Origin of the sequence: Streptomyces sp. 2P-4 (genome assembly GCF_030167965.1) — a bacterium.
Classification (GTDB): Bacteria; Actinomycetota; Actinomycetes; order Streptomycetales; family Streptomycetaceae; genus Streptomyces; species Streptomyces globosus_A.
In genome coordinates, this window is record NZ_CP095011.1 from 6,187,782 (window position 1) to 6,213,900 (window position 26,119).

21 protein-coding genes and 1 pseudogene are annotated in these 26,119 nt (G+C 76.2%); 11 read left to right on the forward strand and 11 right to left on the reverse strand.

Going from position 1 to position 26,119, the window contains the following annotated elements; genetic code table 11:
• The first annotated feature begins 103 nt into the window (after positions 1-103).
• Together MUK52_RS27610 and MUK52_RS27615 are read left to right on the forward strand one after the other, a co-directional pair.
• The gene (locus MUK52_RS27610; protein ID WP_284580994.1) at positions 104-1,402 is read left to right on the forward strand and encodes a DUF6986 family protein; all 1,299 of its coding nucleotides are present in this window, start codon (positions 104-106) and stop codon (positions 1,400-1,402) included.
• Between the two features lie 251 nt (positions 1,403-1,653).
• A complete protein-coding gene (locus tag MUK52_RS27615) occupies positions 1,654-2,691 on the forward strand; it encodes an NUDIX hydrolase (RefSeq protein ID WP_114056425.1) in 1,038 nt (345 codons plus the stop codon).
• A 119-nt stretch (positions 2,692-2,810) separates the two neighbouring features.
• Here MUK52_RS27615 and MUK52_RS27620 read toward each other — a convergent pair whose 3' ends face one another.
• Positions 2,811-3,515, reverse strand: a complete 705-nt coding sequence (locus MUK52_RS27620) for an MBL fold metallo-hydrolase (protein ID WP_284580996.1) — start codon at positions 3,513-3,515, stop codon at positions 2,811-2,813.
• Between the two features lie 151 nt (positions 3,516-3,666).
• Complete coding sequence (locus MUK52_RS27625) at positions 3,667-5,031, reverse strand: dipeptidase (protein WP_114056423.1); 1,365 nt, start codon at positions 5,029-5,031, stop codon at positions 3,667-3,669.
• Between the two features lie 242 nt (positions 5,032-5,273).
• Between MUK52_RS27625 and MUK52_RS27630 the strand changes: the two genes are divergently transcribed.
• Positions 5,274-6,482, forward strand: coding sequence for a geranylgeranyl reductase family protein (locus MUK52_RS27630; RefSeq protein ID WP_246042847.1), 1,209 nt, complete (start codon positions 5,274-5,276; stop codon positions 6,480-6,482).
• 112 nt (positions 6,483-6,594) lie between these two features.
• Here the strand turns inward: MUK52_RS27630 and MUK52_RS27635 are convergent, their stop codons facing one another.
• Positions 6,595-6,873, reverse strand: a complete 279-nt coding sequence (locus tag MUK52_RS27635) for a DUF6332 family protein (RefSeq protein WP_114056421.1) — start codon at positions 6,871-6,873, stop codon at positions 6,595-6,597.
• Between the two features lie 61 nt (positions 6,874-6,934).
• A complete protein-coding gene (locus MUK52_RS27640; protein ID WP_114056420.1) occupies positions 6,935-7,675 on the reverse strand; it encodes a maleylpyruvate isomerase family mycothiol-dependent enzyme in 741 nt (246 codons plus the stop codon).
• 37 nt (positions 7,676-7,712) lie between these two features.
• Here MUK52_RS27640 and MUK52_RS27645 point away from each other — a divergent pair, with 37 nt between their 5' ends.
• Both MUK52_RS27645 and MUK52_RS27650 read left to right on the forward strand, forming a co-directional pair.
• Positions 7,713-8,384: an alpha-ketoglutarate-dependent dioxygenase AlkB family protein gene (locus tag MUK52_RS27645; protein WP_284581001.1), complete on the forward strand. Its 672-nt coding sequence runs from the start codon at positions 7,713-7,715 to the stop codon at positions 8,382-8,384.
• A gap of 43 nt (positions 8,385-8,427) precedes the next feature.
• Positions 8,428-9,687 carry an ROK family protein gene (locus MUK52_RS27650; protein WP_114056418.1) on the forward strand — a complete coding sequence of 420 codons (1,260 nt, stop codon included), beginning with the start codon at positions 8,428-8,430 and terminating at the stop codon, positions 9,685-9,687.
• A 99-nt stretch (positions 9,688-9,786) separates the two neighbouring features.
• Here the strand turns inward: MUK52_RS27650 and MUK52_RS27655 are convergent, their stop codons facing one another.
• Positions 9,787-10,395, reverse strand: a complete 609-nt coding sequence (locus tag MUK52_RS27655; RefSeq protein ID WP_114056417.1) for an ATP-binding protein — start codon at positions 10,393-10,395, stop codon at positions 9,787-9,789.
• Between the two features lie 198 nt (positions 10,396-10,593).
• Here MUK52_RS27655 and cds1 point away from each other — a divergent pair, with 198 nt between their 5' ends.
• Positions 10,594-11,748, forward strand: coding sequence for an L-cysteine desulfhydrase Cds1 (cds1, locus tag MUK52_RS27660; protein ID WP_114056416.1), 1,155 nt, complete (start codon positions 10,594-10,596; stop codon positions 11,746-11,748).
• A 195-nt stretch (positions 11,749-11,943) separates the two neighbouring features.
• Positions 11,944-14,352 (forward strand): hypothetical protein, encoded by a 2,409-nt coding sequence (locus tag MUK52_RS27665; RefSeq protein ID WP_502963635.1) that lies wholly within the window; start codon positions 11,944-11,946, stop codon positions 14,350-14,352.
• Here the strand turns inward: MUK52_RS27665 and MUK52_RS27670 are convergent.
• The 5 genes from MUK52_RS27670 to MUK52_RS27690 form a co-directional block, all read right to left on the reverse strand.
• Entirely contained in the window at positions 14,303-16,753 is a 2,451-nt protein-coding gene (locus MUK52_RS27670; protein ID WP_284581009.1) for a right-handed parallel beta-helix repeat-containing protein, read from the reverse strand. The two genes, MUK52_RS27665 and MUK52_RS27670, sit on opposite strands and share 50 nt — an antisense overlap.
• A gap of 143 nt (positions 16,754-16,896) precedes the next feature.
• Complete coding sequence (locus MUK52_RS27675) at positions 16,897-17,508, reverse strand: Rv1733c family protein (protein ID WP_284581011.1); 612 nt, start codon at positions 17,506-17,508, stop codon at positions 16,897-16,899.
• A 271-nt stretch (positions 17,509-17,779) separates the two neighbouring features.
• Entirely contained in the window at positions 17,780-18,604 is an 825-nt protein-coding gene (locus MUK52_RS27680; protein WP_284581013.1) for an MOSC domain-containing protein, read from the reverse strand.
• Positions 18,605-18,699: 95 nt separating this feature from the next.
• Entirely contained in the window at positions 18,700-19,230 is a 531-nt protein-coding gene (locus MUK52_RS27685) for a DUF6643 family protein (RefSeq protein WP_114056411.1), read from the reverse strand.
• A gap of 246 nt (positions 19,231-19,476) precedes the next feature.
• Positions 19,477-20,646: a glycosyltransferase gene (locus MUK52_RS27690; RefSeq protein ID WP_114056410.1), complete on the reverse strand. Its 1,170-nt coding sequence runs from the start codon at positions 20,644-20,646 to the stop codon at positions 19,477-19,479.
• Between the two features lie 355 nt (positions 20,647-21,001).
• Here MUK52_RS27690 and MUK52_RS27695 point away from each other — a divergent pair, with 355 nt between their 5' ends.
• Positions 21,002-21,799 (forward strand): glutamate racemase, encoded by a 798-nt coding sequence (locus MUK52_RS27695; RefSeq protein ID WP_162793265.1) that lies wholly within the window; start codon positions 21,002-21,004, stop codon positions 21,797-21,799.
• Positions 21,800-21,828: 29 nt separating this feature from the next.
• On the opposite strand, the gene MUK52_RS27700 is transcribed toward MUK52_RS27695, so the two are convergent.
• On the reverse strand, positions 21,829-22,749 hold the full coding sequence (locus MUK52_RS27700; RefSeq protein WP_246042616.1) for an ADP-ribosylglycohydrolase family protein: 921 nt from the start codon (positions 22,747-22,749) through the stop codon (positions 21,829-21,831).
• A 660-nt stretch (positions 22,750-23,409) separates the two neighbouring features.
• Here MUK52_RS27700 and MUK52_RS27705 point away from each other — a divergent pair.
• The 3 genes and pseudogenes from MUK52_RS27705 to MUK52_RS27715 all read left to right on the forward strand — a co-directional run.
• Positions 23,410-23,925 (forward strand): hypothetical protein, encoded by a 516-nt coding sequence (locus MUK52_RS27705; protein ID WP_114058775.1) that lies wholly within the window; start codon positions 23,410-23,412, stop codon positions 23,923-23,925.
• A 59-nt stretch (positions 23,926-23,984) separates the two neighbouring features.
• Positions 23,985-25,604 carry an apolipoprotein N-acyltransferase gene (gene lnt / locus MUK52_RS27710; protein WP_114056408.1) on the forward strand — a complete coding sequence of 540 codons (1,620 nt, stop codon included), beginning with the start codon at positions 23,985-23,987 and terminating at the stop codon, positions 25,602-25,604.
• A 35-nt stretch (positions 25,605-25,639) separates the two neighbouring features.
• Positions 25,640-26,101, forward strand: a pseudogene (locus MUK52_RS27715) (NUDIX hydrolase); the annotation flags it as partial.
• Between the last annotated feature and the right edge of the window lie 18 nt (positions 26,102-26,119).

Genomic DNA, 26,119 nt, shown 5'->3' on the forward strand with positions numbered 1-26,119 from the left:
TATCCGGGGGAGCGCGGAGCGACCATTGACGGAGCGGAACCCCGTGACTAAATTCTGCTATGCGGATCTAGGCTTCCGTACAGCGGAAAGAGGAGAGTGCACGATGGGTCAGCAGGAGAAGGTGGCGACGAGCCTCGCCGGCGCGGTCAGCGAGGGCATCAGCGCCTCCCTCGCCCCGGTGGACGCGGAGCTCGCCCGCCACTACCCGGGCGACCCCGGCACCCGCCAGCCCGTCCACACCGTCTACGTGCCCGGCGACGCGTTCGCCGCGGACACGATCCGCTCGTGGGGCGACCAGGCCCTCGCCGCCCTCGACGAGCACGCGCCCGACGCCGCCGCCTTCGCCAAGGTGCTCGGCATCCGCGAGGAGCTCGCCGGCCCCGTCCACGAGCGCGTCCGCGCCAAGCTGCAGCGCGAGCCGATCGAGGACCTGCGCGTCGACTTCGAGGACGGCTTCGGCGTCCGCTCCGACGAGGAGGAGGACCAGGCCGCCGCCCGCGCCGCCCGCCTCGTCTCGCAGGCCTTCTCCAACGGCACCAACGCCCCCTACATGGGCATCCGCATGAAGTGCATGGAGGCCAACGTCCGCGACCGCGGCATCCGCACCGCCGACGTCTTCCTGTCGGGCCTCCTGGAGCACGGCGGCCTCCCGGACGGCCTCGTCCTCACCCTTCCCAAGGTCACCTACGCCGAGCAGGTCTCCGCCTTCGTCGCGCTGCTGGAGGCCTTCGAGACCGCCCGCGGCCTGCGCCCGGGCCGCATAGGCTTCGAGATCCAGATCGAGACCAGCCAGTCCATCCTGGCCTCCGACGGCACCGCCACCGTCGCCCGCATGATCGAAGCCGCGAAGGGGCGGGCCACCGGCCTGCACTACGGCACCTTCGACTACAGCGCCTGCGTCGGCGTCTCGGCCGCCTACCAGGCCAGCGACCACCCCGCTGCCGACCACGCCAAGGCCGTCATGCAGGTCGCCGCCGCCGGCACCGGCGTACGCGTCTCCGACGGCTCGACGAACGTCCTGCCCGTCGGCACGACCGAGAAGGTCCACGAGGCGTGGAGGCTCCACTACGGGCTGACCCGCCGCGCCCTGGCCCGCGCCTACTACCAGGGCTGGGACATGCACCCGGGCCACCTCCCGACGCGCTACGCCGCCGTCTTCACCTTCTACCGCGAGGGCCTGGAAGCGGCCGCCGCGCGCCTGAAGGCGTACGTGGCCCGGGTCGAGGGCGACGTGATGGACGAGCCGGCCACCGCGAAGGCCCTGGCCGGGTACCTGGTCCGCGGCCTGGACTGCGGCGCGGTCGGCGCGGAGGAGGTCACCGCGCTCACCGGCCTGACCCGTGCCGAGCTCGACGCCTTCGCGATCCCGCGCCGCTCGGCCACCCTGACGGCCACGTCCTGACGGCCACCTCCCGACGGCGCCGACCCGACCGCGGGCCCTGACCGGGCCCGCGGTGTTCGTGCGTGCGGAGGATCTGCGGCGCGGAACCCGGCCTCCGGGGGCCCGCGGCGGTCTGATGGCTCGGCGGCCCCGCCGGCGGTGCGCGCCGCGGTCCCGGGGACAAGCCTCCCGGTGCCCCCGGGTTTCCGTGGCAGGGTGGTGCGGGCAGGCCACTGGGGGCTCCGGACGAGCCAAGGGGAAAAGGGGTAGACGTGATTGTCTGGATCAACGGCACATTCGGCGCCGGGAAGACCAGCACGGCCCGCGAACTGATCGGCCTCCTGCCGGGCAGCACCCTGTTCGACCCCGAGCGCGTCGGGGAGGGGCTGCTCCGGCTGCTGCCGCCCGAACGCCGCGCGGAGGTGGCGGACTACCAGGACCTGCCCGGCTGGCGGCGCCTGGTCGTGGAGACCGCGGCGGCGCTCCTGGCCGAGGCGGGCGGTGTGCTCGTCGTTCCGATGACGCTGCTGCGCCAGGAGTACCGGGACGAGATCTTCGGCGGGCTGGCAGCCCGCCGGATCACGGTGCGGCACGTGCTCCTGGCCCCTGAGGAAACGATCCTGCGCCGAAGGATCGCCACCCGTGAGGAGCCCGGGGACACGGCCGCGGCCGACCTCCGGGTGCGGCAGTGGGCGTACGACCACATCCCCGCCTACCAGCAGGCGCTCGACTGGCTCAAGGGCGACGCCCACGTCGTCGACAACGGCGCGCTCAGCGTGCGCGAGACGGCCGAGAAGATCGCCGAGGCCGTCCGCACCGAGGCGGCCGGCGTCTGCGACATCGTCCAGACGCCGGAGCCGACGCGGGAGACGGTCGCCTCCGGGGTGCTCCTCTTCGACGACGCGGACCGGGTCCTGCTGGTGGATCCGACGTACAAGGCGGGCTGGGAGTTCCCGGGGGGAGTGGTGGAGCCGGGCGAGGCGCCCGCGTGCGCGGGCGTCCGCGAGGTGGCGGAGGAGCTCGGCGTCGAACTCGCCGGGATGCCGGGGCTGCTCGTCGTGGACTGGGAGCCGCCGGCGCCCCCCGCATACGGCGGCCTGCGGCTGCTGTTCGACGGCGGCAGGCTCGCTGCCGCGGAGGCGGCCCGGCTGCGGCTGCCGGGGCCGGAGCTGCGGGCCTGGCGGTTCGTCACGGAGACCGAGGCGGCGCGACTCCTGCCGCCGGTCCGCTACGAACGGCTGCGCTGGGCGCTGAGGGCCCGCGAGCGCGGCCGCCCGCTGTACCTGGAGGCCGGCCGCCCCACGCCGTAGGGCGAGTCCGGGGCCGCGTCCGCGGCGTCCGGCACGGCGCCTCGCGGTGCACCGCACCGGACGCCGCGGCCCGCCCGGCCGTGATCCGCCGGACAGACTCCGGCGGCCGGTGGCGGGCCTCAGGGCAGGACGGGTTCTGCGGCCGCCGCGGCCAGGAGGGCGGCCGCGGTGTTCCGGGTCAGCGGGTCCCCGTGCCCGAAGCAGGCCACGGCCGGCTCCAGCGCGGCCAGGCGCCGGAAGGAGGCCAGCGCCTGCCCGCGGTCGGTGTTGAACACGCCGGGCATCACCCGCTCCACCGCGGCGACGCAGTCGCCCGTGAACAGCACCCCGTACTCCGGCAGGTGGACGCCGATGCTGCCGGGCGTGTGGCCGGGGGCGTGCACCACGACGGCGCCGCCGCCGAACGGGAGCACGTCCCCGTCCTCCACCTCCCGGTCGACCCGGGTCGGCGGCGCTTCGGGGACCGCCAGCCCGTGCCGGTACAGCGGCACCTCCCAGTCGAGCAGCACCGGCTCCGGGACGGGCCGCTCGCCGCGGATCACCGGCGCGTCCAGGCGGTGTGCCGCCACCCGGGCGCCCCAGCGCCCGGCAAGCTCCTCCGCCGCGCCCACGTGGTCGCGGTGGCAGTGCGTCAGGACGATCCGCTCCAGCCGCTCCGGATCCCGCCCGAGTGAGCGCAGGGCCCCTTCCACGTCCGCGGCGCGGCCGGCGTGGCCGGCGTCCACGAGGGTCAGCGAGCCGTCGGCGTCCTGCCACAGGTACGCCTGGCCGATCGGGAAGCGGAGCAGGTGCAGCCGCCCGGGAAGTATCTCGACGAAGTCCACGGGTCCGACCGTAGGGCGGCCGCCCGCCGGCCGGAACGCCTTTCACCGGGAGCGGAGTCCGCCCGCAGCGCACTGTGCGGAGCCGGCCCCTCCGCGCCTGCGGGCCCGGTACGCCGGCCGGCGCACCGGGCCCGCAGGGGCCGTACGTGCGTCAGGCGCGCTTGGACGCCGCGTAGTTGACGAGGAAGTGCGCCTCGGCGACCGACAGCCGTTCCAGCTCCTCCGGGGAGACGCTCTCGTTCACCGCGTGGATCTGCGCCTCCGGCTCGCTCAGCCCGATGAGCAGCATCTCCGCGTCCGGGTACAGCGAGGTCAGCGTGTTGCACAGCGGAATCGATCCGCCCATGCCGCTGACCTGCATCTCCTGGCCGGGGTAGGCGATCTCCATGGCCGCCGCCATCGACGCGTACGCGGGGCTGGAGGTGTCCGCCTGGAACGGCTGGCCCTGGCCGACGACCTCCACCTCCAGGCGCGCGCCCCACGGGGTGTGCGCCACCAGGTGGGCCTCCAGCAGCTTGATGGCCTCCGCCGTGTCCACGCCCGGCGGGACGCGCAGGCTGATCAGGGCTCCGGCGCTCGCGTGCACCGACGGCGTGGCGCCGAGGACCGGCGGGCAGTCGATGCCGAGGACGGTGACGGCCGGGCGGGCCCACAGCCGGTCGGCGATCGTGCCCTCGCCGATCAGGCCGACGCCGTCCAGGACCTTCGCGTCCGCCCGGAAGTCCGCCTCCGGGTACTGCAGGCCCTCCCACACCGCGTCTGCGGCGAGGCCGTCGACGGTGGTCGAACCGTCCTCCGCGCGCAGCGAGTCCAGCAGCCGGATCAGGGCGGCCAGTGCGTCCGGGGCGACACCGCCGAACATGCCGGAGTGCAGGTTGCCGCCCAGTGTGTCGATCTTCACCTTCACCAGGCACATGCCGCGCAGGGTCGCCGTCACCGTGGGCAGGCCGAGGCGGAAGTTGCCCGCGTCGCCGATGACGACCGTGTCGGCGGCCAGGAGCTCCGGGTGGGCCTCGGCGTACTGCTGGAGGCCGCCGGTGCCCTGCTCCTCCGAGCCCTCGACGATCACCTTCACGTTCACGGGGACGCCGCCGTTGGCCTTCAGCGCGCGCAGCGCCAGCAGGTGCATGATGAACCCGCCCTTGCAGTCGGCGGCGCCGCGCCCGTACCAGCGGCCGTCCCGCTCGGTCAGCTCGAAGGCGGGGGAGATCCAGGCGGCGTCGTCCAGCGGCGGCTGCACGTCGTAGTGGGCGTACAGCAGGACGGTCGGGGCGCCCTCCGGGCCGGGCAGGTACCCGTACACGGACTGCGTCCCGTCTGGCGTGTCGAGGAGGGCCACGTCCCGGAAGCCTTCCGCGCGCAGCGCGTCGGCGACCCAGGCGGCCGCGCCCTCGCTCTCGCTCCGCGGGAACTGGGCCCAGTCCGCCACCGACCGGAAGGCCACCAGCTCGGTCAGCTCCTGCTTGGCGCGGGGCATCAGCGAGGCGACCGTCGCGGCGATCGGATTCGGGGTCATGGGCACGCTCCTCTTGGGTGCGACGTTGTTCTGCTTGTACGCCTCCGGCACCCGCTTGGTGGGCGGCTGCCGGGGTAGGCGCAGGTCGCTCCGATCCTCGCACAGCAGGACGGGCGGGAGGCGCGCCGTAGGATTTCCCCGGCATCGGAGCAACGCATGATCAGGAGCATCGGCACATCGTGAGCAGCGACGACGTACAGGACGCAAACGCAGGGCAGGCCGCGGAGGGGGCGGGGGACAGGGTGGCCGGGGGGACCGGCGAGGTCTGGGACGTGGTCGTGGTCGGGGCGGGCCCGGCCGGCGCCTCGGCCGCCCGTGCGGCGGCGGTCGCGGGCTGCCGCGTGCTGCTGTTGGAGAAGGCAGAGCTGCCCCGCTACAAGACGTGCGGCGGCGGCATCATCGGCCCCTCCCGGGACGCGCTCCCGCCCGGCTTCGCACTGCCGCTGAAGGACCGGATCCACGCGGTCACCTTCTCCCTGAACGGCAGGCTGGCCCGCACCCGCCGCTCCAGGCGCATGCTGTTCGGGATGGTCAACCGGCCCGAGTTCGACGCGGCCCTGGTCGCCGAGGCGGAGAAGGCGGGCGCTGAGGTCCGCACGGGCACGGCGGTCGCCCGGGTCGAGCAGCACGGCGCGGCCGTCCCGGACCGGCGCACGGTCGCGGTGGTCCTCGCGGACGGCGAGACCCTCCTCGCGCGGGCGGTCGTCGGCGCGGACGGCAGCGCCAGCCGGATCGGCGCGCACGTCGGCGTCGAGGTGGAGCAGGTCGACCTGGGCCTGGAGGCGGAGATCCCGGTCCCGCCCACGGTCGCCGAGGACTGGAAGGGCAGGGTGCTCATCGACTGGGGTCCGCTGCCCGGCAGTTACGGCTGGGTCTTCCCCAAGGGCGACACCCTGACGGTCGGCGTCATCTCCGCGAAGGGCGACGGGGCGGCCACCAAGCGGTACCTGGAGGACTTCATCGCCCGCCTCGGCCTGTCCGGCTTCGAACCGGCCGTCTCCTCCGGGCACCTGACGCGCTGCCGGAAGCCCGACTCGCCGCTGTCGCGCGGCCGGGTCCTCGTCGCGGGCGACGCGGCCGGGCTGCTGGAGCCGTGGACCCGCGAGGGCATCTCCTTCGCGCTCCGCTCCGGCCGCCTCGCGGGGGAGTGGGCGGCGAAGATCGCCGAGGCGCAGGACGCCGTGGACGCGCGGCGGCAGGCGCTGAACTACGCCTTCGCCGTCAAGTCCGGGCTGGGCGTGGAGATGGGCGTCGGCCGGCGGATGCTGACGGCGTTCGAGGCCAGGCCGGGGCTGCTGCACGCGGTGATGACCGGCTTCGCCCCGGCATGGCGGGCGTTCGCCCGGATCACCAGGGGCTCGACAACGCTGGCCGAGCTGGTCCGCAGCCACCCGCTGGCCCGCCGGGCCCTCACCCTCGTGGACGCCCGCCAGAACCGGCCGGGCGCGTAGCACCCGCCGCCGGCCCGCCGCGCCCCGGCGGCGGGCCGGCCGTCCCGCCGGGCACCGGGCGCCGTACGACGGCACCGGGGCGCCGCGTCCGTCGCAGGCCGGAGGGCGCCGCTCACCTCCCGCCGTGCGGAGCGCGGCCGCCGCCGGGGCGGCGGCCGAAGCGCCACAGCACGTGCGCCACCCGCAGCAGGAACACCGCCGCGGCCAGGGCGCCGCCGGCCACGGCGAGGCCGCGCTCGAACGCGCCGGACAGGTCGAATGCCAGGGCGGGTCCGAAGACCGCCCCGAACACCAGGGCCGCCGCGAAGCACGCGCTGACGAACGCGTACCCGATCTCGACGGTGACGGCGTCGCGCTCCGCCTGGCTGCGCCGCATGGTTCGCTGAGTCATCCGCACAGTCTCCCCGCACCCGCCGTGCGGCCACAACCAGGGCCCTGCGGAGGAGGCCCTGTCAGATACCGGCCGTCTCGGTCCACAGGCGGGCCAGCGACGCGTCGCCCGTGACGCCCGGCCCGTTCAGCGGCAGGCGGTTCCACAGGGCCGCGTACAGCCAGGAGGCCTCGCCCACCACGTCGCAGTCGGCGGTGCCCTCGTCGCCGCGGACCGTGCGCGGCGGCTCCTGCGAGAGGTGGACCGTCCACACCATGCCCGTGTCGGCGGCGCGGATCCGCAGGACGCGCGGGTCCGTGGTGCGGACCCGGCTGCGCGGCCGGGCGTGGAAGCCGGTCAGCAGCTCGTCCACACCGTCCTCGGCGAACTCCGCCGCCACCGGGGTGAAGGACGCGCCCAGGGCCGATTCGGCGTCCATGCGGTGCACGGCCGTCTCGTGGGCCTGCCGGCGCGCCCAGAACTCCAGCGGCGAGGACGGCGCCGTCGGGAGGAAGGTCCAGCACTCGACGTCGGCCGGCGCCTCCGCCAGCGTCCGCACCAGGGCCGCGTGCCCCTCGCGGAACCAGCCCGGCAGCTCCGCGCCGGCCGGCTCCGGCGCGGCGGGGAACGGGACCGGCTCCACCGCCCCCTCGGCGACGCAGGAGGCGGCCCAGCGGTGTACGGCCCCCGTGTGCCGCAGCAGGTCGCCGATCCGCCACCCCGGGCAGGTCGGAACCAGGGCGTCCGTCCCCGCGCGATCCGCCAGGTCGGCGAGCAGGGCCCCCTCGCAGTCGAGGGTCTCCACGAATTCGGTGATCTTCATACGGGCAGTCTTCCAGCAGCCCCGCGACAATGGGGGCATGAACGGGGAACTCTTCCCGCGCGAGCGGACCGAGATCGCCCCCGGCGCCGTGCACGTGCCGGACTGGCTCGGCCCCGAGCGCCAGCGCAGCCTGCTCGCCGCCTGCCGCACATGGGCGCGGCCGCCCGCCGGACTGCGCACCGTCCGCACCCCGGGCGGCGGGACGATGACCGCCCGGCAGGTGTGCCTGGGCCTGCACTGGTACCCGTACGGATACGCCCGCACCGCGGTCGACGGCGACGGTGCACCGGTCAAGCCGATGCCCGCATGGCTGGCCGAGCTGGGGCGCGAGGCCGTCGGCGCCGCGTACGGCACCGCGCCGCCGGCCGCCGGCGAAGCCCCGTACGACATCGCCCTCGTCAACTTCTACGACGGCGACTCCCACATGGGCATGCACCGCGACGCCGACGAGCGGTCCGCCGCGCCCGTGGTCTCCCTCAGCCTCGGCGACACCTGCGTCTTCCGCTTCGGCAGCGCCGCCTCCAGGGGGCGGCCGTACCGGGACGTGCTGCTCCGCAGCGGCGACCTGTTCGTCTTCGGCGGCCCCGCCCGGCTCGCCTACCACGGCGTGCCGAAGGTCCATCCGGGCACCGCCCCGCCGGAGCTCGGGCTGACCGGACGGCTGAACGTCACGCTCCGGGTGGGCGGGCTCGACCTGCCGCGCGGATGAGCGGCGGTCCGCACACTCCGCCGATCATGCGAGGATCGCTGTCATGAACGGCAACGGCGCCCCGCCGCGGGCGGGGGATGCGAACAGCGGGTCCGCGGCATCCGCGCGGACCAGGCTGGAGCGGGGGCGGGGAGCCCTCGGCCCGGCGCTGGAGCTCGTCCACACCGGCCGGGCCCCGACCAGGGCCGTCCTGACCGCCGAACTCGGCGTGACCCGGGCCACCGCGGGCGCGGTCGCGGCCGAACTGGAGGCCCTCGGCCTGATCCGGGTCGACTCCCGGCCGGGCGCGGGCGGTGCGCAGGGCCGCCCCTCGCACCGTCTCGCCATCGACGAGAACGGGCCCGTCGCGCTGGCCGCGCAGGTGCACCCGGACGGCTTCCGGGCCGCGCTCGTCGGCCTGGGCGGGCGGATCGTCGCCACCGCACCCGGCAAGCTCACGGTGTCGGAGGATCCCGCGCAGGTCCTGGGCGCGGTCGTCGGCGCGGGCGCCGGGCTGCTGGCCGAGACCGGCCGGCGCTGCATCGGGGCGGGCCTCGCGGTCCCCTCGGCGGTCGCCGAACCGGACGGGACGGCGCTGAACCCGCTCCACCTGGCCTGGCCGGCGGGCTCCCCGGTGCGGGCGATCTTCGAGCGGTGCGTGAAGGACGCCGGCATCGACGGCCCGGCCCTCGCCGGGAACGACGTCAACCTCGCCGCGCTCGCCGAGCACCGGCACGGCGCGGGCCGCGGCGCCCAGCACCTGCTGTGCGTGGCGACCGGGCACCGGGGCGTGGGCGGGGCACTGGTGCTGGACGGCCGCCTGCACAGCGGGAGTTCCGGCCTGGCGCTGGAGGTCGGCCACCTCACGGTGAACCCGGAGGGCCGGGCCTGCCACTGCGGCGGCCGCGGCTGCCTGGACGTGGAGGCGGACCCGCTGGCGTTCCTCACGGCGGCCGGCCGCACCCCGGGCCCGGAGGTGTCACTGCTCCAGCAGGCCCGCGACCTACTGCGCGACGGGTACGGGGAGCCCCCGGTGCGCGCGGCCGCCGAGGAGCTCATCGACCGGCTCGGCCTGGGCCTCGCGGGCCTGGTGAACATCCTCAACCCGGACCGGATCATCCTGGGCGGCCTGCACCGGGAGCTGCTGTACGCGGACCCCGAGCGGCTGCGCGCGGTCGTCGCGGACCGCAGCCTGTGGGGGCGCAGCGGGGGAGTGCCGATCCTGCCGTGCACGCTGGACCACAACAGCCTGGTCGGCGCGGCCGAGCTGGCGTGGCAGCCGGTCCTTGACGACCCCCTGGGCACGCTGGGCACCGCCGCCTGACGCCTGCCGACTGACGCCTGCTGCCCTACGCCGCAGGGCCGGGCGATGCGGGGCCGGCCGGCCCGGCGGCGCCGCTCGCGCGGCGCCGCGGCGGGAGCCCTACCCCGGGCCGATCAGCGTGGAGGCGGCCACCGACAGACCGGTCGGCACGGGCCGCGTGTCCGCGGTGAGGACCACGGCCGGTGCGGGTTCCCGTACGGGCTTGGCTCGGACCCGGGAGGGGCGCGGGCGGGCCGGCGCCGCGGGCGCTGCGCGGAGCGAGAACCAGACGACCTTGCCGGCGCCGCCCTCCTGCGGCCGGGCGCCCCAGGCCTCGCTGAGCGCTTCGACGAGGGCGAGGCCGCGCCCGCAGGTCTCCAGGGCGTCCAGGGGGTCCAGCGGACCGGGGACGTCCAGGGCCGGCGGTGCATCCGGGCCCGGCGGTCTCGCGGCGGCCGTCCGCAGGACCGGGAGCCGCGGATCACTGTCGTACACGGAGACCGTGAGCCGTCCGAGCCGCAGCTCGATCTCCACCGTGCAGGTCTTGTCGGGCTGCGCGTGGCGGTGGACGTTGCTCAGGAGCTCCGTCACGCCGAGCGCAGCCCGGTCTATGAGTGGATCCAGCTGCCAGTGGCGCAATTGCGCCGAGACGATCCTCCGGATCTGTCCGATCCGGGCGGGCAGGGCCTGCAGTTCGACGACGCAGTGCCTGCGTGAGTGACTGATCACGGCTGCGACTCCCCGACATGAGTGTTACGGGTGCTGCACCCTCAGTAATGCTCCACCAGGGTCACCCACGGTGCGCGGGAGTGCAACCGAATGCGACCGAAAGCGAACCAGGTAGATACCCAAAGTGACTGTTTGTGCAGGTGGCGGAGGTACATTGCGAAAGCAGGGGGCGAAGCAACGCACGAAGGAGCAAGGCGCATGAGCACCACCCGTACCTCCGCCACGCCGGCCGCGGCGGCGCCCGCGGCCACGACCGCGGACGTCGACCGCAGCGACACGGAGTACCGCGCCTGGCTGAAAGACGCCGTCCGCAAGGTGCAGGCGGACGCCAACCGCTCCGCCGACACCCACCTGCTGCGCTTCCCGCTCCCCGAGGAATGGGGCATCGACCTCTACCTCAAGGACGAGTCCACGCACCCGACCGGCTCCCTCAAGCACCGCCTCGCGCGCTCGCTGTTCCTCTACGCCCTCTGCAACGGCTGGATCCGCCCCGGACGGCCCGTCATCGAGGCCTCCTCCGGCTCGACCGCCGTCTCCGAGGCGTACTTCGCGAAGCTGATCGGCGTCCCGTTCATCGCCGTCATGCCCCGCACAACCAGCCCCGAGAAGTGCCGCCTGATCGAATTCCACGGCGGCGCCTGCCACTTCGTCGACGACCCGATGAAGATGTACGAGGAGTCGGCGGACCTCGCGGCCCGCACCGGCGGCCACTACATGGACCAGTTCACGTACGCGGAGCGGGCCACCGACTGGCGCGGCAACAACAACATCGCCGAGTCGATCTACCAGCAACTGCGCCTGGAGCGCTACCCGGAGCCCGCGTGGATCGTCGCGACGGCCGGCACCGGGGGCACCTCGGCGACCATCGCCCGCTACGTGCACTACATGCAGCACGACACGCGCGTCTGCGTCCCCGACCCGGAGAACTCCTGCTTCTTCGACGGCTGGACGGCGGACGACCCCGGCGCGACCAGCGACTGCGGCTCCCGCATCGAGGGCATCGGCAGGCCGCGGATGGAGCCCAGCTTCGTGCCCGGTGCCATCGACCGGATGATGAAGGTGCCCGACGCGGCGAGCGTCGCCGCCTGCCGCGCCCTGGAGCGGGCCATCGGCCGCAAGGCCGGCGGTTCGACCGGCACGGGCCTCTGGAGCGCCCTGAAGATCGTCGCGGAGATGGTGGCCGAGGGCCGGACGGGCAGTGTGGTCACCCTGCTGTGCGACCCCGGCGACCGCTACCTGGACAAGTACTACTCCGACGACTGGGTCGCCGCCCAAAGCCTCGACCTCGCACCGTACGCCGAGACCATCGAGACGCTCCTGGCGACCGGCACCTGGCGCGAACCGGGCGCCTGACCCCGGCCCGCGAGCGGCAGGACGCGGGCAGCCGGCCGTGTGCTGCGCCTGACGGGAACTCAGCAGCGCCGTGGGACAGGGGTGTCGGGGCCCGCCGGTGTCCCCCGTACAGGGGCTAGGCGGCGGGCCCGGTGCGCGGGATGCTGGAGGCCGCGCTGACTCCCGCCCCGCGAGCGGAGGCCGCCCGTGCCGGACATCCCCCACCCCCTCGCTCCAGAACGCCGGGCCTCCCCGAGGCCGTTGGCCCTCGAACTCCGGGTCCACGGCGTCCACGGCGCCGCCCCGGAGAAGCTCCTCGACGACCCGCGCACCGTCCGCGTCACCGGCGACGCCACGGCCGCCGTGTTCCGCCGCACCGCCGACGCCGAGGCCGAGGCGCACCCCGAGCGGTACGCCGGCCGGCCCGTCGTGGAGGCGTACTGCTGGTCCCGCCTCACCTCGGGCAACGGCTCGCGCGCCCTGTGGCTGCTGCTCCTGCCCTTCATGGTGGTCAACCTCGCGCACTGGGCCCGCCCCGCCGTGCCCGACGGCGCCCCGCAGCCGCGCGCGGTCCGCACGTACGGGCTGCTCGTCCGCATCATCGCCCTCAGCCTGACGCTGCTGCTGATCGCGGCCGCCTGCGAGGTCGCGCTGGACCTGCTCGCCTGGCAGTGCGCCGGCTCGCACCCCTGCACCCGCTCCCGCTGGTGGCTGCACTTCGCCGAACCCGGCCGCTGGTGGGGCCAGCCAGGGCGGCGCCTCGCCCTCGCCGCCCTCGTCCCGGCGGCCCTGACCGGGCTCCTGTGGTTCCTGTCGAACCGCACGTGGAGCGCTTACGAATCCCAGACCCCGCCCGCCGGCCACGAGAACGGAACCGGCGCCTCCGGCGCTCCCGCCCTCGGCCGGCCCGGGTTCTGGTACGGCCGCCGCATCGTGGCCCGGCTCCGCGCGGCCCACACCGCGGCCGGACTGCTCACCGTCGCCGCCGCCGTCGCCGTCCCGGTCGCCCGCCGCGACGCCGCCGCGGGCGCCGCCGTCCTGGAATCCGTCGGCTGGGCCCTGGAGGCGCTGCTCGTCGCCGGGGCCGCCGCGGTCGCCTGGGTCGTCTGCCGGCGCGGCCGCACCGAAGCCCGGGCCGACCACCGGCTCGACCGGGCCGCGACGACCCTGCTGCCCGGCGCCGCGCTCGCCCTCCTCGGCGCCGTCCTGGTGTACGCCTGCTGGTCGCGCCCCGGATGGACCTCCTCGGGCCGCCTGCCCGGCGACTTCGCCTTCGGCCTGCTGATGCTGGGCCAGGGCTGCTGCATCGTCGCGCTCGCCGCCGTCGCCCGGAGCCTGTACCGGCGGGCCCCCGACCCGGCGACCGCGCTGCGCGGGCTCGGCGGGCCGGCCGTCGCCGTGCTCGCCTGCGCCCTCGGCGGCGTCATGTCCGGCGGGGTCGCCGGGCGCTTCGCCGACTGGCTTGGAGAGGAGGCGCCGGCCGAGCCGCCCGTCCTGCTGTCCTGGCAGGCCGCCGTCCTGCCGCCGGTCCTCCTCGCCCTGGCCTGCCTGGCCGGGCTCCACGCCGCCGGGGCGGCCCGCACGCGCCGCCGGATCGCCGCCGGGGTCGCCGCCGAGTACCCGGGGTCCGTCCCGGACCGCGACCGCAGCCGCCGCATCGCCGGCGCCCGCACCGCCGCCGCCCTCACCGACTCCGCGCCCCGCTTCGCCGCCGCCCTCTCCGGGATCACCCTGCTGCTCGGTGCCGGAGCCCTCGCCGGGGCCTGGCTGACCGGCGAGGTGCCCGGCGAGGCCGCCCGCGGGGCGCATCCGCTACTGGAGGCCGCCGCGCGCGCCGCCCAGGACGCCGGGTCGTGGCTGGTCGGCCTCGGCTTCCTGCTCTTCGTCACCTGGGGGCGGCGCGCCTACCGCGACCCGGCCGCCCGCCGCACCGTCGGCGTGCTGTGGGACGTCGGCACGTTCTGGCCGCGCGCCGCCCACCCCTTTGCGCCGCCCTGCTACGCCGAGCGGGCCGTCCCCGACCTGACGTGGCGGATGACGGCCTGGACCGGCCGCACCGGCGGACGCCTCGTCATCTCCGGCCACTCCCAGGGCAGCGTCCTCGCGGCTGCCGCCGTCTGGCAGCTCCCGCCGCACGTGCGCCACCGCGTCGCCCTCCTCACGTACGGCTCGCCGCTGCGCCGGCTGTACGGCCGCTGGTTCCCCGCGTACTTCGGGAGCGGCCCGCTGCTGTCCCTGCACCGGGACGTCGACTGCTGGCGCAACCTGTGGCGCGCCACCGACCCCATCGGGGGCCCGGTCGTCCCCGGCGCGGGCCCGGCCGTGGACCGGGGGCCGCTGCCCGACCCCGTCGCGTACGGGCGGACCGCGGAGCAGCCGCTGCCCGCGCCCGTCCTCGGCCACTTCGAGTACCAGGACGATCCGGCGTTCGCCGCCGAACGCGACGCCCTGCTCGCCCGGCTCTCCGGCCCCCGGCCGCTCCCCGACGACCACTGCGGCGCGGACGGCGCCCGGCCCGGAGCCGCGCCCGCCGCCCCCGGGACCGGCGCCGGCACGGGGCTGCCCGCCCCGCGGCTCAGCAGGGAGCGGGCAGAGCCGGGAGATCCTCCGGGAACAGCAGGGTGAGCTCGTCCGTCCCCGGGTCGGCGAGCTGCGCCACCCGGCCGGCGTGCCGCTCGACCATCGACTCGAACGTCTGCCGGGCCGTGCGCCCGTTGCCGAACGCCGGCCCCTTCGGCAGCTCCGCGAAGTACGCCAGCAGTGCCTCGGCGGTGCCCTCCCCGAGCCGGTACTCGTGCTCGTCGGCCTGCTGCTCCACGATCCGCAGCAGATCCTCCGGCCCGTAGTCGGCGAAGCTGATGGTCCGGGAGAACCGGGAGGCGACGCCCGGGTTGACGGTCAGGAACCGCTCCATCTCGGCCGTGTACCCGGCGACGATCACCACGACCGCGTCGCGGTGGTCCTCCATCAGCTTCACGAGCGTGTCGATCGCCTCCCGCCCGAAGTCCCGGCCGGAGTCCTCCGGTGCCAGCGCGTACGCCTCGTCGATGAACAGGACGCCGCCGCGCGCCCGCTCGAACGCCTCCTGGGTGCGGATCGCGGTGGACCCGATGTGCTCGCCGACGAGGTCCACGCGCGAGACCTCGACGAGGTGCCCGCGCTCCAGGACGCCGAGGGAGGCGAGGATCTCCCCGTACAGGCGGGCCACCGTGGTCTTCCCGGTACCGGGCGAGCCGGTGAAGACGAGGTGCCGCCGGGCCGAGGCGGCCTTCAGCCCGGCCTGCTGCCGGCGCCGCCCGACCTCGATCATGTCGGTGAGCGCGCGCACCTCCCGCTTGACGCTGTCCAGGCCGACCAGCCCTTCGAGCCGCTCCAGCACGGCGGCGGACCCGCCCTGCGGCGCGACCGCCTCCGCGCCCCCCGGCTCCGGCACCGGGGCGGGCGCGGGCCGGGCTCCGGGCAGCGGGGGGCTCGCCGCGCCGGCCGGGGCGGGGACCGCGCGGGCCGGGGCCCGCTCCCCGGCTGCGCCGCCTGCCCCGGGGTGCCCGGCGTGCCGGGAGGGGGTTCCGTCGGCGGTGCAGTCCTCGGCGACGGGCCCGTCCTCGGCGAACTCGTAGCCCCCGCGGGCGCACCGCTCGGTGTGGCAGCCCGCCAGGTGGGCGCGGCAGCCGTCGAGGACGTGGAACCCGAAGCCGGCGCTGCCGGTCACCCGGCAGGACCGGAAGCTGCCCCGCCCGCCGGCGGAGACGTAGAACCCGGACTCGGCGGGGGAGGACACAGTGCACCGCTCGACCGCGGGATCGGCGCCCTTGGTGACGATGACCCCGGTCTGCACGGCGTCGATCGTGCAGTCGGCGAGGGTGCCTCCGCTGCCGTGGTCGCGGAACCAGGCGCCTGTTGCGGCCTCGCGGATACGGCAGTCCCGGACCCGCGCGGTGGCCCCGTCGCTGACGGAGACGGCGGTGTTGCGGACCTGCGACAGGTCGCTGTCGACGACGTCCGCGCGTGAGCCGCGGTCCAGGACGAACACCGCGTCCGGCACGTCGTGCACCCGGCAGTCCGTCAGCGAGGCGCCCGCCCCGTCGCTGATCCACACGGCCGGGTAGTCGCCCGTGCTGTCGTGGATCTCGCAGGAGTCCGCCTCGGCGCGGGTGCCGGGGTCCCACACGGACAGGCCGTTGCGGCCGAAGCGGCGCACACTCGTGCGGGTGAGGGTGAGCACCGACCGGGAGCGCAGGTCCACCGCGTTCTCCGGGACGTCGTGGATGTCGCACCCGGAGAGGGTGAGCACGGCGTCCGTGTCGAGGGTGACCCCGTCGGCCGAGGTGCGGTGGACCGTGCAGTCGGTGAGCCGGGCCGCCGCCCGTGCGGCGACCTGCACGCCCGTCCCGTTGGTCTCGTACACCTCGCAGCCCAGCGCCTCCAGTCCCGAGCCCTCCCCGGTGACCGCGATGCCGGCGCCTCCCGCGTGGTGGACCCGGCACCGCTCCAGGCGCGGGTGCCCGCCGGAGCGGACGGAGACCCCGGCCTGTCCGGAGGCGGCGACCTCGCACTCCTCGAACACCCCTCCGCCGCCGTCCAGTACGGCGACCCCGACCCCGGACGGGTTCTCCACGGTGCACCGCCGCACCACCGGCCGGCCCCTGCCGCGGACCTCGATGCCGGCCGCCGACTCCGTGGCCACACGCAGGTCGGTCAGCTCCGGCGTGCCCTCCTCCACCAGGAGCGCGGGCGCGGCCCTGTCCTGCCCCTCCACGGTCAGGTCACGGACCACGGCCGACGCCCGCACGGTCAGCGCGATCCCGTCCGGCGGGGCGATGCGCACCGACCCGGCGGCGCCCTCGACCCCGCGGAGCGTCACGGCGTGGTGCAGCACCAGGTTCTCCCGGTAGGTGCCGGGCGCGACCGTCAGCACGTCCCCGTCGCCCGCGGCGGCGAGCGCCGCGGACAGCGTCGGGTACTCGCCGGAGCGGCGCCGCCACCGCGAGGAACCGCCGTGCGTCAGCTGGACCGTGCCCTGTGCCATGGTGCTGTCGTGCCCCCGCCCTCGTTCTCGCGCTGTCGAACCGACCGGAACCGCCTCCGCGACCGCCCTCGGCGGTGGGAGCGGCCGACGGCAACCGGGGTCCGGCCCCACCGTAGCGCGCGGGGAGCCGCCGGGAGGCCAGGTCAACTTCCCGCACCCGCCCGGCCCCAGTCCGGCCCGGTCTCCGCCCAGGCACGGTCCAGCAGCGCGTGGCGCCGGTGTACCAGCCGGCGGACGACGAGCCGGCGGCCCGTGTCGGCCAGCAGGGCCACCCCGGCGGCGGCCGCGAGGCCGACGACCGCCGCGTGCGCCGCCGCGGACGCCGCGTCGAGCGGCCGCCCCACCAGCCTGCCCCCGGCGTCCGTCCATATCCGGAACCGGTCGCCGGCCTGCGGCGGTTCCTCGGCCGCGGGGACGGTGCCCCGGTGGCTGCTGCCGTCCGGCGCGGTCCACTCCGCCACCACCTGGGTGCGCCGGGGGCTGTGGTGCTGCGGGTTCGCGTCGGCGCCCGCGCGCCCGGGGCCCTCCTCGGCGGGCCGCACCACCACCGCCGGCACGAGGAATCTCTCCTGCTGCTGCTCCCGCGCTGCCTGTTGCAGCCGGTCGTCCACCCGGAGGCCGGCGGCGCAGCCCACGGCCGGTGCGACCAGCAGGACGCACACCACCGCGGCGAACGCCACCCATGCCTCGACGAGATCAGTGGGCCGGCGCAGCGGATTGCGCCGCCAACGCCACACCCCTGCCGCTGTCCACACGGTCCGGCACCCCCTTGCCTCCGCCTGTCGGCCGTCCAAGCCTCCCGCACGCCCCGGAGACGCGCATTCCGGGCGCTGGGAGGTGTGCCGCGCGAGCCGCTGCACGGTCCCCCGCGGTCGTGCGACACGTTCCGACTGATCCAACGGGCGGCCGGCCGCGGTCGGTTCCGAACCGGCGGCAGAGCCCCTCGAAGGTGTCATTCCGACGGCGATCCGCCGCCGTGCGGCCGCGGACGTGGCAGCGCAGGCCGACGGGGCGGCGGCGCCTGCCTCAGCCCAGGACGCGCACCTCGTCCCCCACCCGCACCGTGCCCGTCCGGACCGGCACCAGCTGCCGCCCGAACGCGAGGGACTTCCCGATCCTGCGGTACGTGCCGAGCGTCCTGAGCGGCTCCCTGCCGCGCTCCGCCGTCGCCTGGTCGGTCGTCGTGACGATGCATCTGCCGCACTCGCGGGCCACGCGGAAGACCGCCTCGCCGACCGCGATCCGCTGCCAGCCGTCCTCGGCCCACGGCCCCGCGCCCGCGACGACGAGGTTGGGCCGGAACCGGTTCATCGGCAGCGGCCCCTCCTCGGGGTGCCCGCCCTGCGCGATCAGCGAGTTGAGCGCGTCCAGCGACGCCAGCGAGGCGAGCAGCACGGGGTAGCCGTCGGCGAGGCTGACGGTCTCCCCGGGCAGGGCGTACTCGGGGTCCACGGGCCGGCGCACGGCCGGGTCGTCCAGGTGCACGAGCCGCACCGGGACGCCCAGCCAGGCGCTGAACCAGTCCGCGGCGGCGCCCGCGGCCACCACCGTCTCGACCTTCTTGCCGAAGAGCACCACCGGCTCCAGCGGCCCGGGCTCGGGTACCTCCACGACCAGCTCCGCCATGCCCGGCGCCGACAGTGCGACCGCGCCCCCGGCCAGCGGGCGCGCGGCCGCCAGCGCCAGGCGAGGCTGCCCGCGTTGCGTGATGACCGTGCCCGACGTGTCGACCAGCGCCCAGCGCCGGTCGCCGGACAGCCCCCAGGGCTCCACGGCCGCCTCGGCGGGAGCGGTCCCCGCCACCGACTTCACGGGATGGACGTGGAGCGAGTGCACGTACGGGTTCGCCATGGGTGCATCCTGCCAGGCGACCCGCCTGCGCCCCAGCGGGCGCCGGCGGGACTGTCAGGACGCCCGGGCCGGGAGCGTTCCGCCCGCTCGGGCGGTCAGTAGCCGCGCCCCTGGTAGGGGCGGCCGTACGGGTCCTGGTACGGGGCGCCCGCGGCGGGTGCCGGAGTCGGAACCGGAACCTGCACGGGGCGCGGCGCGGCCGGGCGCATCGCCTCGTACCCGGTGCCCGCGGCGGCCGGCCGCGGCGGCTGCGGCTGGGCCTGCTGCATGTACCCGGGGCGGGCTGCGGCGGGCTGCTGCTGCGGGATGTACGGCGCGGGCGCGCTCTGCAGGGGCATGGGCGCGGGCGCCGCCTGCCCCTGGTACGGGTACCCGTATCCGCCCGTCTGCTGCTGCGGTGCGGCGGGCGGGAGGGCGGCCGGCAGAGCCGGCAGCGAGGAGGAGAGGGCCGGGAGGTTTCCACCGCTCGCATAGCCGGCGCCCGGCGTGTCGTAGGCGGCCGGAACCCGGATCGGGGCGATCTGCGGAGTCCCGCGTTCCGCCACGAGCGAGTCGTAGATGGGGGTGTCCGGGAAGGAGGGCGCGGAGTAGTAGCCGCCGCCATAAGTGGAGCGGGGGGAGGTCATGGGTCATAAGTTAAGCCCACGGCTTCACGGGGTCCATAGCGAGGCGTGACGAACCCCGCGCTGACCTGCATATTCCCAGGTCAGTGCCCCAGCTTTCACTTGACCTTCACGTGCACGATTCGCCACTTCCGCCCCGGCTTGCTCCGACTCGTACTCGCCGGTTGGGTGTTGCACCGACTTGCCGCTGACGCAGCGTCACCACCCCGTGGCCCCGGATGACATCGCCCGGGGGGCGATATTTCCGTTTCATGCGTCGCTGGGGCGGGCGTACGTCCGCCCCTTCCACGCGGCGCCGCGCCCCCGGTGGTGCTGCACCGCTGAATCGACCGTCATCAGCAGGTACAGCAGCGCGGTGAACGGCAGCAGCGGCGCCAGCACGGCCGGCTGCCGGTAGTACCGCAGCATCGGCAGGTACGTGCCCGCCATCAGAAGCCAGGCCAGGCCCCCGGCCCACGCCGTGGCCGGGCGGCCGCCGGCCAGGCCCGCCAGGAGCGCCGCCGGCGGGACGAGGTAGACGAGCACGAGCCCGGCCACCGTCCCGGCCAGCAGCAGCGGTTGGTGGCGGAGCTGGGCGTACGCGCTGCGCGACACCATCCGCCACAGGTCGGCCAGCCCCGGATACGGGCGCACGCTGGCCACGCGCTCCGCGAGCCCCAGCCAGATCCGGCCGCCGGAATCCCGGACGGCCCGGGCGAGGGAGACGTCGTCGATGACGGCGTGCCGGATCGCGTCCGGCACGCCCGCCCGTACAGCCGCCTCCGTCCGCAGGAGTACGCAGCCCCCGGCCGCGGCGGCGGTCCGCCCGCCCGGGCGGTTGATCCGGCGGAAGGGGTAGAGCTGCGCGAAGAAGTACACGAACGCGGGGACGACGAGCCGCTCCCACGGCCCGGCGGTCCGGAGCCGGGCCATCTGCGAGACCAGGTCCAGGCCGGCGCTGGTCGCGGCGGCGACGAGCTCGCGGAGGCTGTCGGGCCCGTGGGCGATGTCGGCGTCGGTGAGGAGGAGGTAGTCCGGCCCGGCGGGAGTGGACGCCCGGGCGACGGCGATGCCGTGGCGCAGGGCCCACAGCTTGCCCGTCCAGCCGGGGCCGGGCTCGCCGGGCGAGACGACGGTGAGCGGCAGCCCGGGGTGCCCGCGCGCGAGGCGGCGGGCCAGGTCGGCGGTGCCGTCGGTACTGCCGTCGTCGACGAGGACGATCCGGGCTTCGCCCGGGTAGTCCTGCGCGAGCAGCGAGGGCAGGCTGAGCGGCAGCACCCCGGCCTCGTCCCGCGCGGGGACGACGACGGCCACGGAGGGCCAGCGCGCCGGGGCGGAACGCGGCGGCAGGCGGACGTCGGTCCGCCAGAACATCCCCTGCGCGAAGGTGAGCCACAACCAGGCGGCGAGGGAGACGCAGGCAGCACCGAAAAGGCCCATGGGCCGCAGTGTGCCGAACCCTGCGCGGCATGTCCCGCACCCCGCCGGCGCGCCACCCGACGGCGCGGAGCCGCCCCGGGCGGCGCAGCCATGCACCTTGGAAGCGGCTGCCCAGGCCCTCTCCCCGGGGCGCCGGGACCGCGGCGTCCTGTGCCGCACCTCGCCGCGCGCGGTCAGGCGACCCTGCGTTCGCCCGGCACGCGGGCGCTCCTCCGCCTTGCGGTGCACGGGGCCGGACACCGGGGGCGGAGCCGGCGCCCCCGGGGCGGCAGGACCTGGTCCGGCGGGTGTGCCGCGGCACACAGCGGGGGCCCGTCGGGGCGGCCCGGAGGGGTGCGTCGATTAAGGTGACCAGGTGAAGATCGCCCTCATGGACTCCGGAATCGGCCTCCTCGCGGCTGCCGCCGCGATGCGGCGGCAGCGGCCGGACGCCGACCTGGTCCTGTCCTCCGACCCCGACGGCATGCCCTGGGGGCCGCGGACCCCCGCCGACCTGGCCGGGCGGGCGCTCGGTGTCGCGCGTGCCGCCGCCGCGCTGCGGCCGGACGCGTTGATCATCGCCTGCAACACCGCCACGGTCCATGCCCTCCCCGCCATCCGGGCCGAGCTGGAGCCGGCGATTCCCGTCATCGGGACCGTGCCCGCGATCAAGCCCGCCGCCGCGGCAGGCGGGCGCGTCGCCATCTGGGCCACCCCCGCCACGACCGGCAGCCCGTACCAGCGCGGCCTGATCCGCGACTTCGCGGCCGGGGCGCACGTCACCGAGGTGCCCTGCCCGGGGCTCGCCGACGCCGTCGAGGCGGGCGACGCCGATGCCGTGTCGGCCGCCGTCGCGGCTGCCGCTGCCCTCACCCCGGCCGACGTCACCGACGTCGTCCTCGGCTGCACCCACTACGAGCTCGTCGAACCCGCCGTACGGGCGGCGCTGGCCGAGCGGACCGGCGGGGCCGGCCTCGTCTACCACGGTTCCGCCGAGCCGGTCGCCGTCCAGGCGCTGCGCCGGATCGGCGCCGCCCCCGACCCGGGCGCTCCCGCCACCGGCACCCTGACCGTGCTGCTCAGCGGCAGCGAGGGCGCCCTGTCCGCCGCCGCGCTCGCATACGCCGAAGGGCGGCTGCTGGCCGGTGAGGGCGCCGCCGTCGGCGGCCGCTGACCCCGCGGGCGGCGGTGCGGTCCGCCGCCCTACGCCGCCCCGGCCAGCCGGGCCGCGAGGTCGTCCAGGGACCGGGCGTCCAGGACGCGGCCGCCGGAGCCGGGGAGCGGTACGTGCAGGGGCGTGGTCCACTCCGGGGGGATCGCCGCCCGGCCGTAGCGGGCGCCGGCCAGGGTGCCCGTGACCGCGGCCACCGTGTCCGTGTCCCCGCCCAGGTTCACCGCGGCCCGTACGGCCTCCGCGAAGCCGGTGGTCGTCCGCAGGGCCCATACCGCCGAGCCCAGGCAGGGCCACACGGCGCCGTTGAACTCGGTGGCGAGGCCGGGGTGCCAGTCCGGGGCGAGGACGCGGGCGTAGCGTTCGCGCTGCTCCGGGGCGACCGCCGCCAGCGCCTGCGGCAGCCGCTCCAGCGGGTCTGCCCCGTCGAGCGCCGCGCGGACGAGTTCGTGGAGGAGGGCCGTGCCCTCCCAGGCCGCAGGGTCGCCGTGGGTCAGGGCGGCCAGGCGCCGGGCCGCGTCCATGGTGGCCTCCTGCCCGGCCGCCGCGAAGAACACCGCCGAGGTCGACGCCCGCATGAGGGAGCCGTTGCCGGCCGCCCGCGCGTTCACCTGGAAGTGCAGTGCCGCGGCGAGGTCCCACGGGTCGCCGCCGGTGAGCACCTGTTCCGTCTGGAGCCCGATGTCCTTCGGCCCGGCGGCCGCCCAGCGCCGGAACCGGTCGAAGACGTCGGGGAGTTCGAGCCCGCCGTGGTCGAGGAGGGACTCGCCGACGAGGACGGCCATCTGCGTGTCGTCGGTGGCCTCGCCGGGGTCCCAGCCGCCGCCCCCGCGCATCTCCGACCCGCGGGCGTCGAGTTCCCCGGCGGGCCCGAACTCGTAGGGCGCGCCGAGCGCGTCGCCGACGGCGGAGCCCAGCACTGCGCCCGCGGCGCGGTCGAGACGGGTCGTCAAGGGGCCTCCTCGTGCAGGTCGGGGCAGGCACAGTCCAGCACGCCGCGGGCGAACGCGTCCAGATCGTCCAGCCCGGCGGCGGCCGGTGCGGCCGGGGCCGTGGAGAGGAGGTGCCAGAGCGCGCCGTCCCTCGCAAGGGTGAGGGCGCGGGGGTGCGCGGGGCTCGGACGGCAAGCAGGCCGCGCGCAGCAGGCGGGCCGTGCGGGGCGCAGTCGGCGCCGACCGGGTGGCCGAGCGCCCCGACAGGCGACGCCGACCCCCTGCCCGGCCGACGCCCTCACCGCCGGACCGGGCCGGCGGCGGCCCCGCCATGGCGCCCCACCCGGGGGCAGGACGCCTGTGCCGCCCTGCCCCGGCGCGAGGCGCTCGGCCGGCCGCAGCCGCCCACGGGCGGGCCGGGCTGCCCGCGGCCGTGCGCGCGTACGACCGCGAGCGCCGCCGCACTGCCCGGCGCGTGGCGTCCGGCTCCCGCACGCTGCACCGGTTCGCGACCGCCCGCCGCCCTGCCCTCCGCGACGCGCCGGTCGGGCTCCTGCCCGGCTGACGGCCCGCTCCGGGCCCGTTCCGGACAGCGTCCGGCGTTCGAGACCGAGACCCTCCCCGGACAGGCGCGGACGCGAGGCGGTGCCGCACCTGCGGAACGTGAGTACGCTGCTGCCCATGACGGGTCACCCCCCTGGTCCGCTCTGGACGGGCCGGGCCTCGAACCGCGCCCAGTGGCTGCTGGCCCTCGCCGGCGCCGCATCCCTGGCGCTCGGCATCCAGCTGGCCGTCGCCTCCTCGTGGGGCGCGGGCACCGTGGCGCTGCTCATGGCCGTCGTCGGCTGCATCGCCGTCGGCCTGCTGATCCTGTACGGCACCCTCGCCTTCGTGTACGTGGCCGTCACCATCGACGCCGAGGCCCTGGAGGTCCGCTGCGGCCACATCGGCCTGCCGCGCCGCACCGTCCGCCTCGCCGAGGTCACCCGCGCCGAGTACCTGCCCCACATCACCCCGCAGCAGTGGGGCGGCTGGGGCCACCGCTGGCGGCCCCAGAAGGGCACCGCCGTCATCGTGCGCCGCGGCGAGGGCCTCGCGCTCCACCTCGGCGACGGCAGGCTCTTCACCGTCACCGTCGACGACGCCGAGAACGCGGTCCGCGTGATCGACACCCACCTGCGGACGCACACCCGCTGAGCACGCCGCCCGACCCGCCCGAGCCCGCCCCGGCGGACCGGCCGCGTACACTCCGCCAGATGAGCAGCAGTGTCACCCGAGAGCCCCGAACCGCCGGAGCGGAAGCCGTCGCCGGTGCCGGTTCCCCTTCCGCGCGGCCCGCGGGCGCCGAGCAGTCCGGGCGGAGGGCCGCCGCGGTCCGCGCCCTCCTCGCCGCCGGCTCCGGTGCACTGCTCTACCTGAGCTTCCCGCCGCGGCCCCTGTGGTGGCTGGCGCCCGTCGCCCTCGCCGTGCTCGCCGGCTGCCTGCGCGGCCGCCGGGCCCGTGCCGCGTCCGGGCTCGGCCTCCTCCACGGCCTGGGCTTCCTGCTGCCGCTGCTCGTGTGGACCAGCCAGGGCGTCGGCCCGGTCCCGTGGATCGCCCTGGCCACCCTCGAAGCCCTCATGATCGCCCTCACCGCCACCGGCATCGCCCTCGTCGGCCGGCTGCCCGCCTGGCCGCTGTGGGCGGCCGCCGTCTGGACCGCCGGCGAGGCGCTGCGGGCCCGCGCCCCCTTCGGCGGCTTCCCCTGGGGCAAGCTCGCCTTCGGGCAGGCGGACGGCATCCTCCTGCCCCTCGCCGCCGTCGGCGGCACCCCGCTGCTGTCCTTCGCCACCGCCCTGTGCGGCTTCGGCCTGTACGCCGCCCTGCTCGCCGCCCGCGAGAGGCCGCGCCCGGCCGCCGCCGCCATCGCCGCACTCGCCGTCGCGGCCCCCCTCGGAGCGGCCCTCGCGGCCCGCCCCCTCGTCTCCTCCGCCGCCGAGGACGGCACGGCGGTGGCCGCCGTCATCCAGGGAAACGTCCCGCGCGCCGGGTTCGACTTCAACGCCCAGCGCCGCGCCGTCCTCGACAACCACGCCAACCGGACCCTCCAGCTCGCCGAGGAGGCCCGTGCGGGCAAGACCCCCCGGCCCGACTTCGTGGTCTGGCCGGAGAACTCCTCCGACATCGACCCCTTCACCCAGCCGGACGCCTACCGCGTCATCGACAACGCGGTGAAGGCCGTCGGCGTGCCCGTCTCGATCGGCGCCGTCCTGGCCCCCGAGACGGGACCGCTCCGCAACACGGTGATCCGCTGGGACCCCGAGAAGGGCCCCACCGACACCTACGACAAGCGCAAGATCCAGCCCTTCGGCGAGCGGATCCCCATGCGGTCCGTGGTGCGCCTGTTCAGCAAGGACGTGGACCGGGTGAGCCGCGACTTCGGCCCCGGCAAGGAGCCCGGCGTCTTCGACATGGCCGGGAGCCGCGTCGGCATGGTCACCTGCTACGAGGCCGCCTTCGACGACGCCGTCCGCTCCACCGTCCGGGCCGGTGCCCAGGTCATCGCCGTGCCGAGCAACAACGCCACCTTCGGCCGCACCCAGATGACCTACCAGCAGCTGGCCATGGACCGCGTCCGGGCCGTCGAGCACAGCCGGACCGTCCTCGTCCCCGTCACCAGCGGCGTCAGCGCCGTCATCCGCCCCGACGGCAGGGTCGTCCGGCAGACGGAGATGTTCACCGCGGACGCGCTCGTCGCCGAGATCCCGCTGCGCTCCACGGAGACGCCCGCCACCCGCCTCGGCCCGCTGCCGGAGTACGTGCTCCTCGTGCTCGCCGCCGGCGGGCTCGGCCTGGCCCTGTCACGGCGGATCCGCTCCCGCGGCCGCGCCGCCTGACGGGGGCCGCGCCCGCGGCCTCGTATGGTCGGGGGATGACACCTGAGTTCATCCGCGAGATCCGCGAACACGCAGGGAACCGGCTCCTCCTGCTTCCCGGCGTCACCGCCGTCGTCGTCGACGACCTCGGACGCGTGCTGCTCGGCCGCCGCGCCGACACCGGCGGCTGGTCCGTGATCGGCGGCATCCCCGAGCCGGGGGAGCAGCCCGCCGACACCGCCGTGCGCGAGGTGTACGAGGAGACGGCCGTCCGCTGCGTCCCCGAGCAGGTCGTCCTCGTCGAGATGCTCGAACCGTTCACCTATCCCAACGGTGACGTCTGCCAGTTCCAGGACACCACGTTCCGCTGCCGCGCCACGGGCGGCGAGGCCCGCGTCAACGACCACGAGTCGCTGGAGGTCGGCTGGTTCGAGCCGGACGCCCTGCCGCCGCTCCACCCCTTCGCCCTCCACCGGATCCGCCGCGCCCTCGCCGGCGGGCCGACCTGGTTCGCGCCCGCGGCGGAGCTCCCCGCG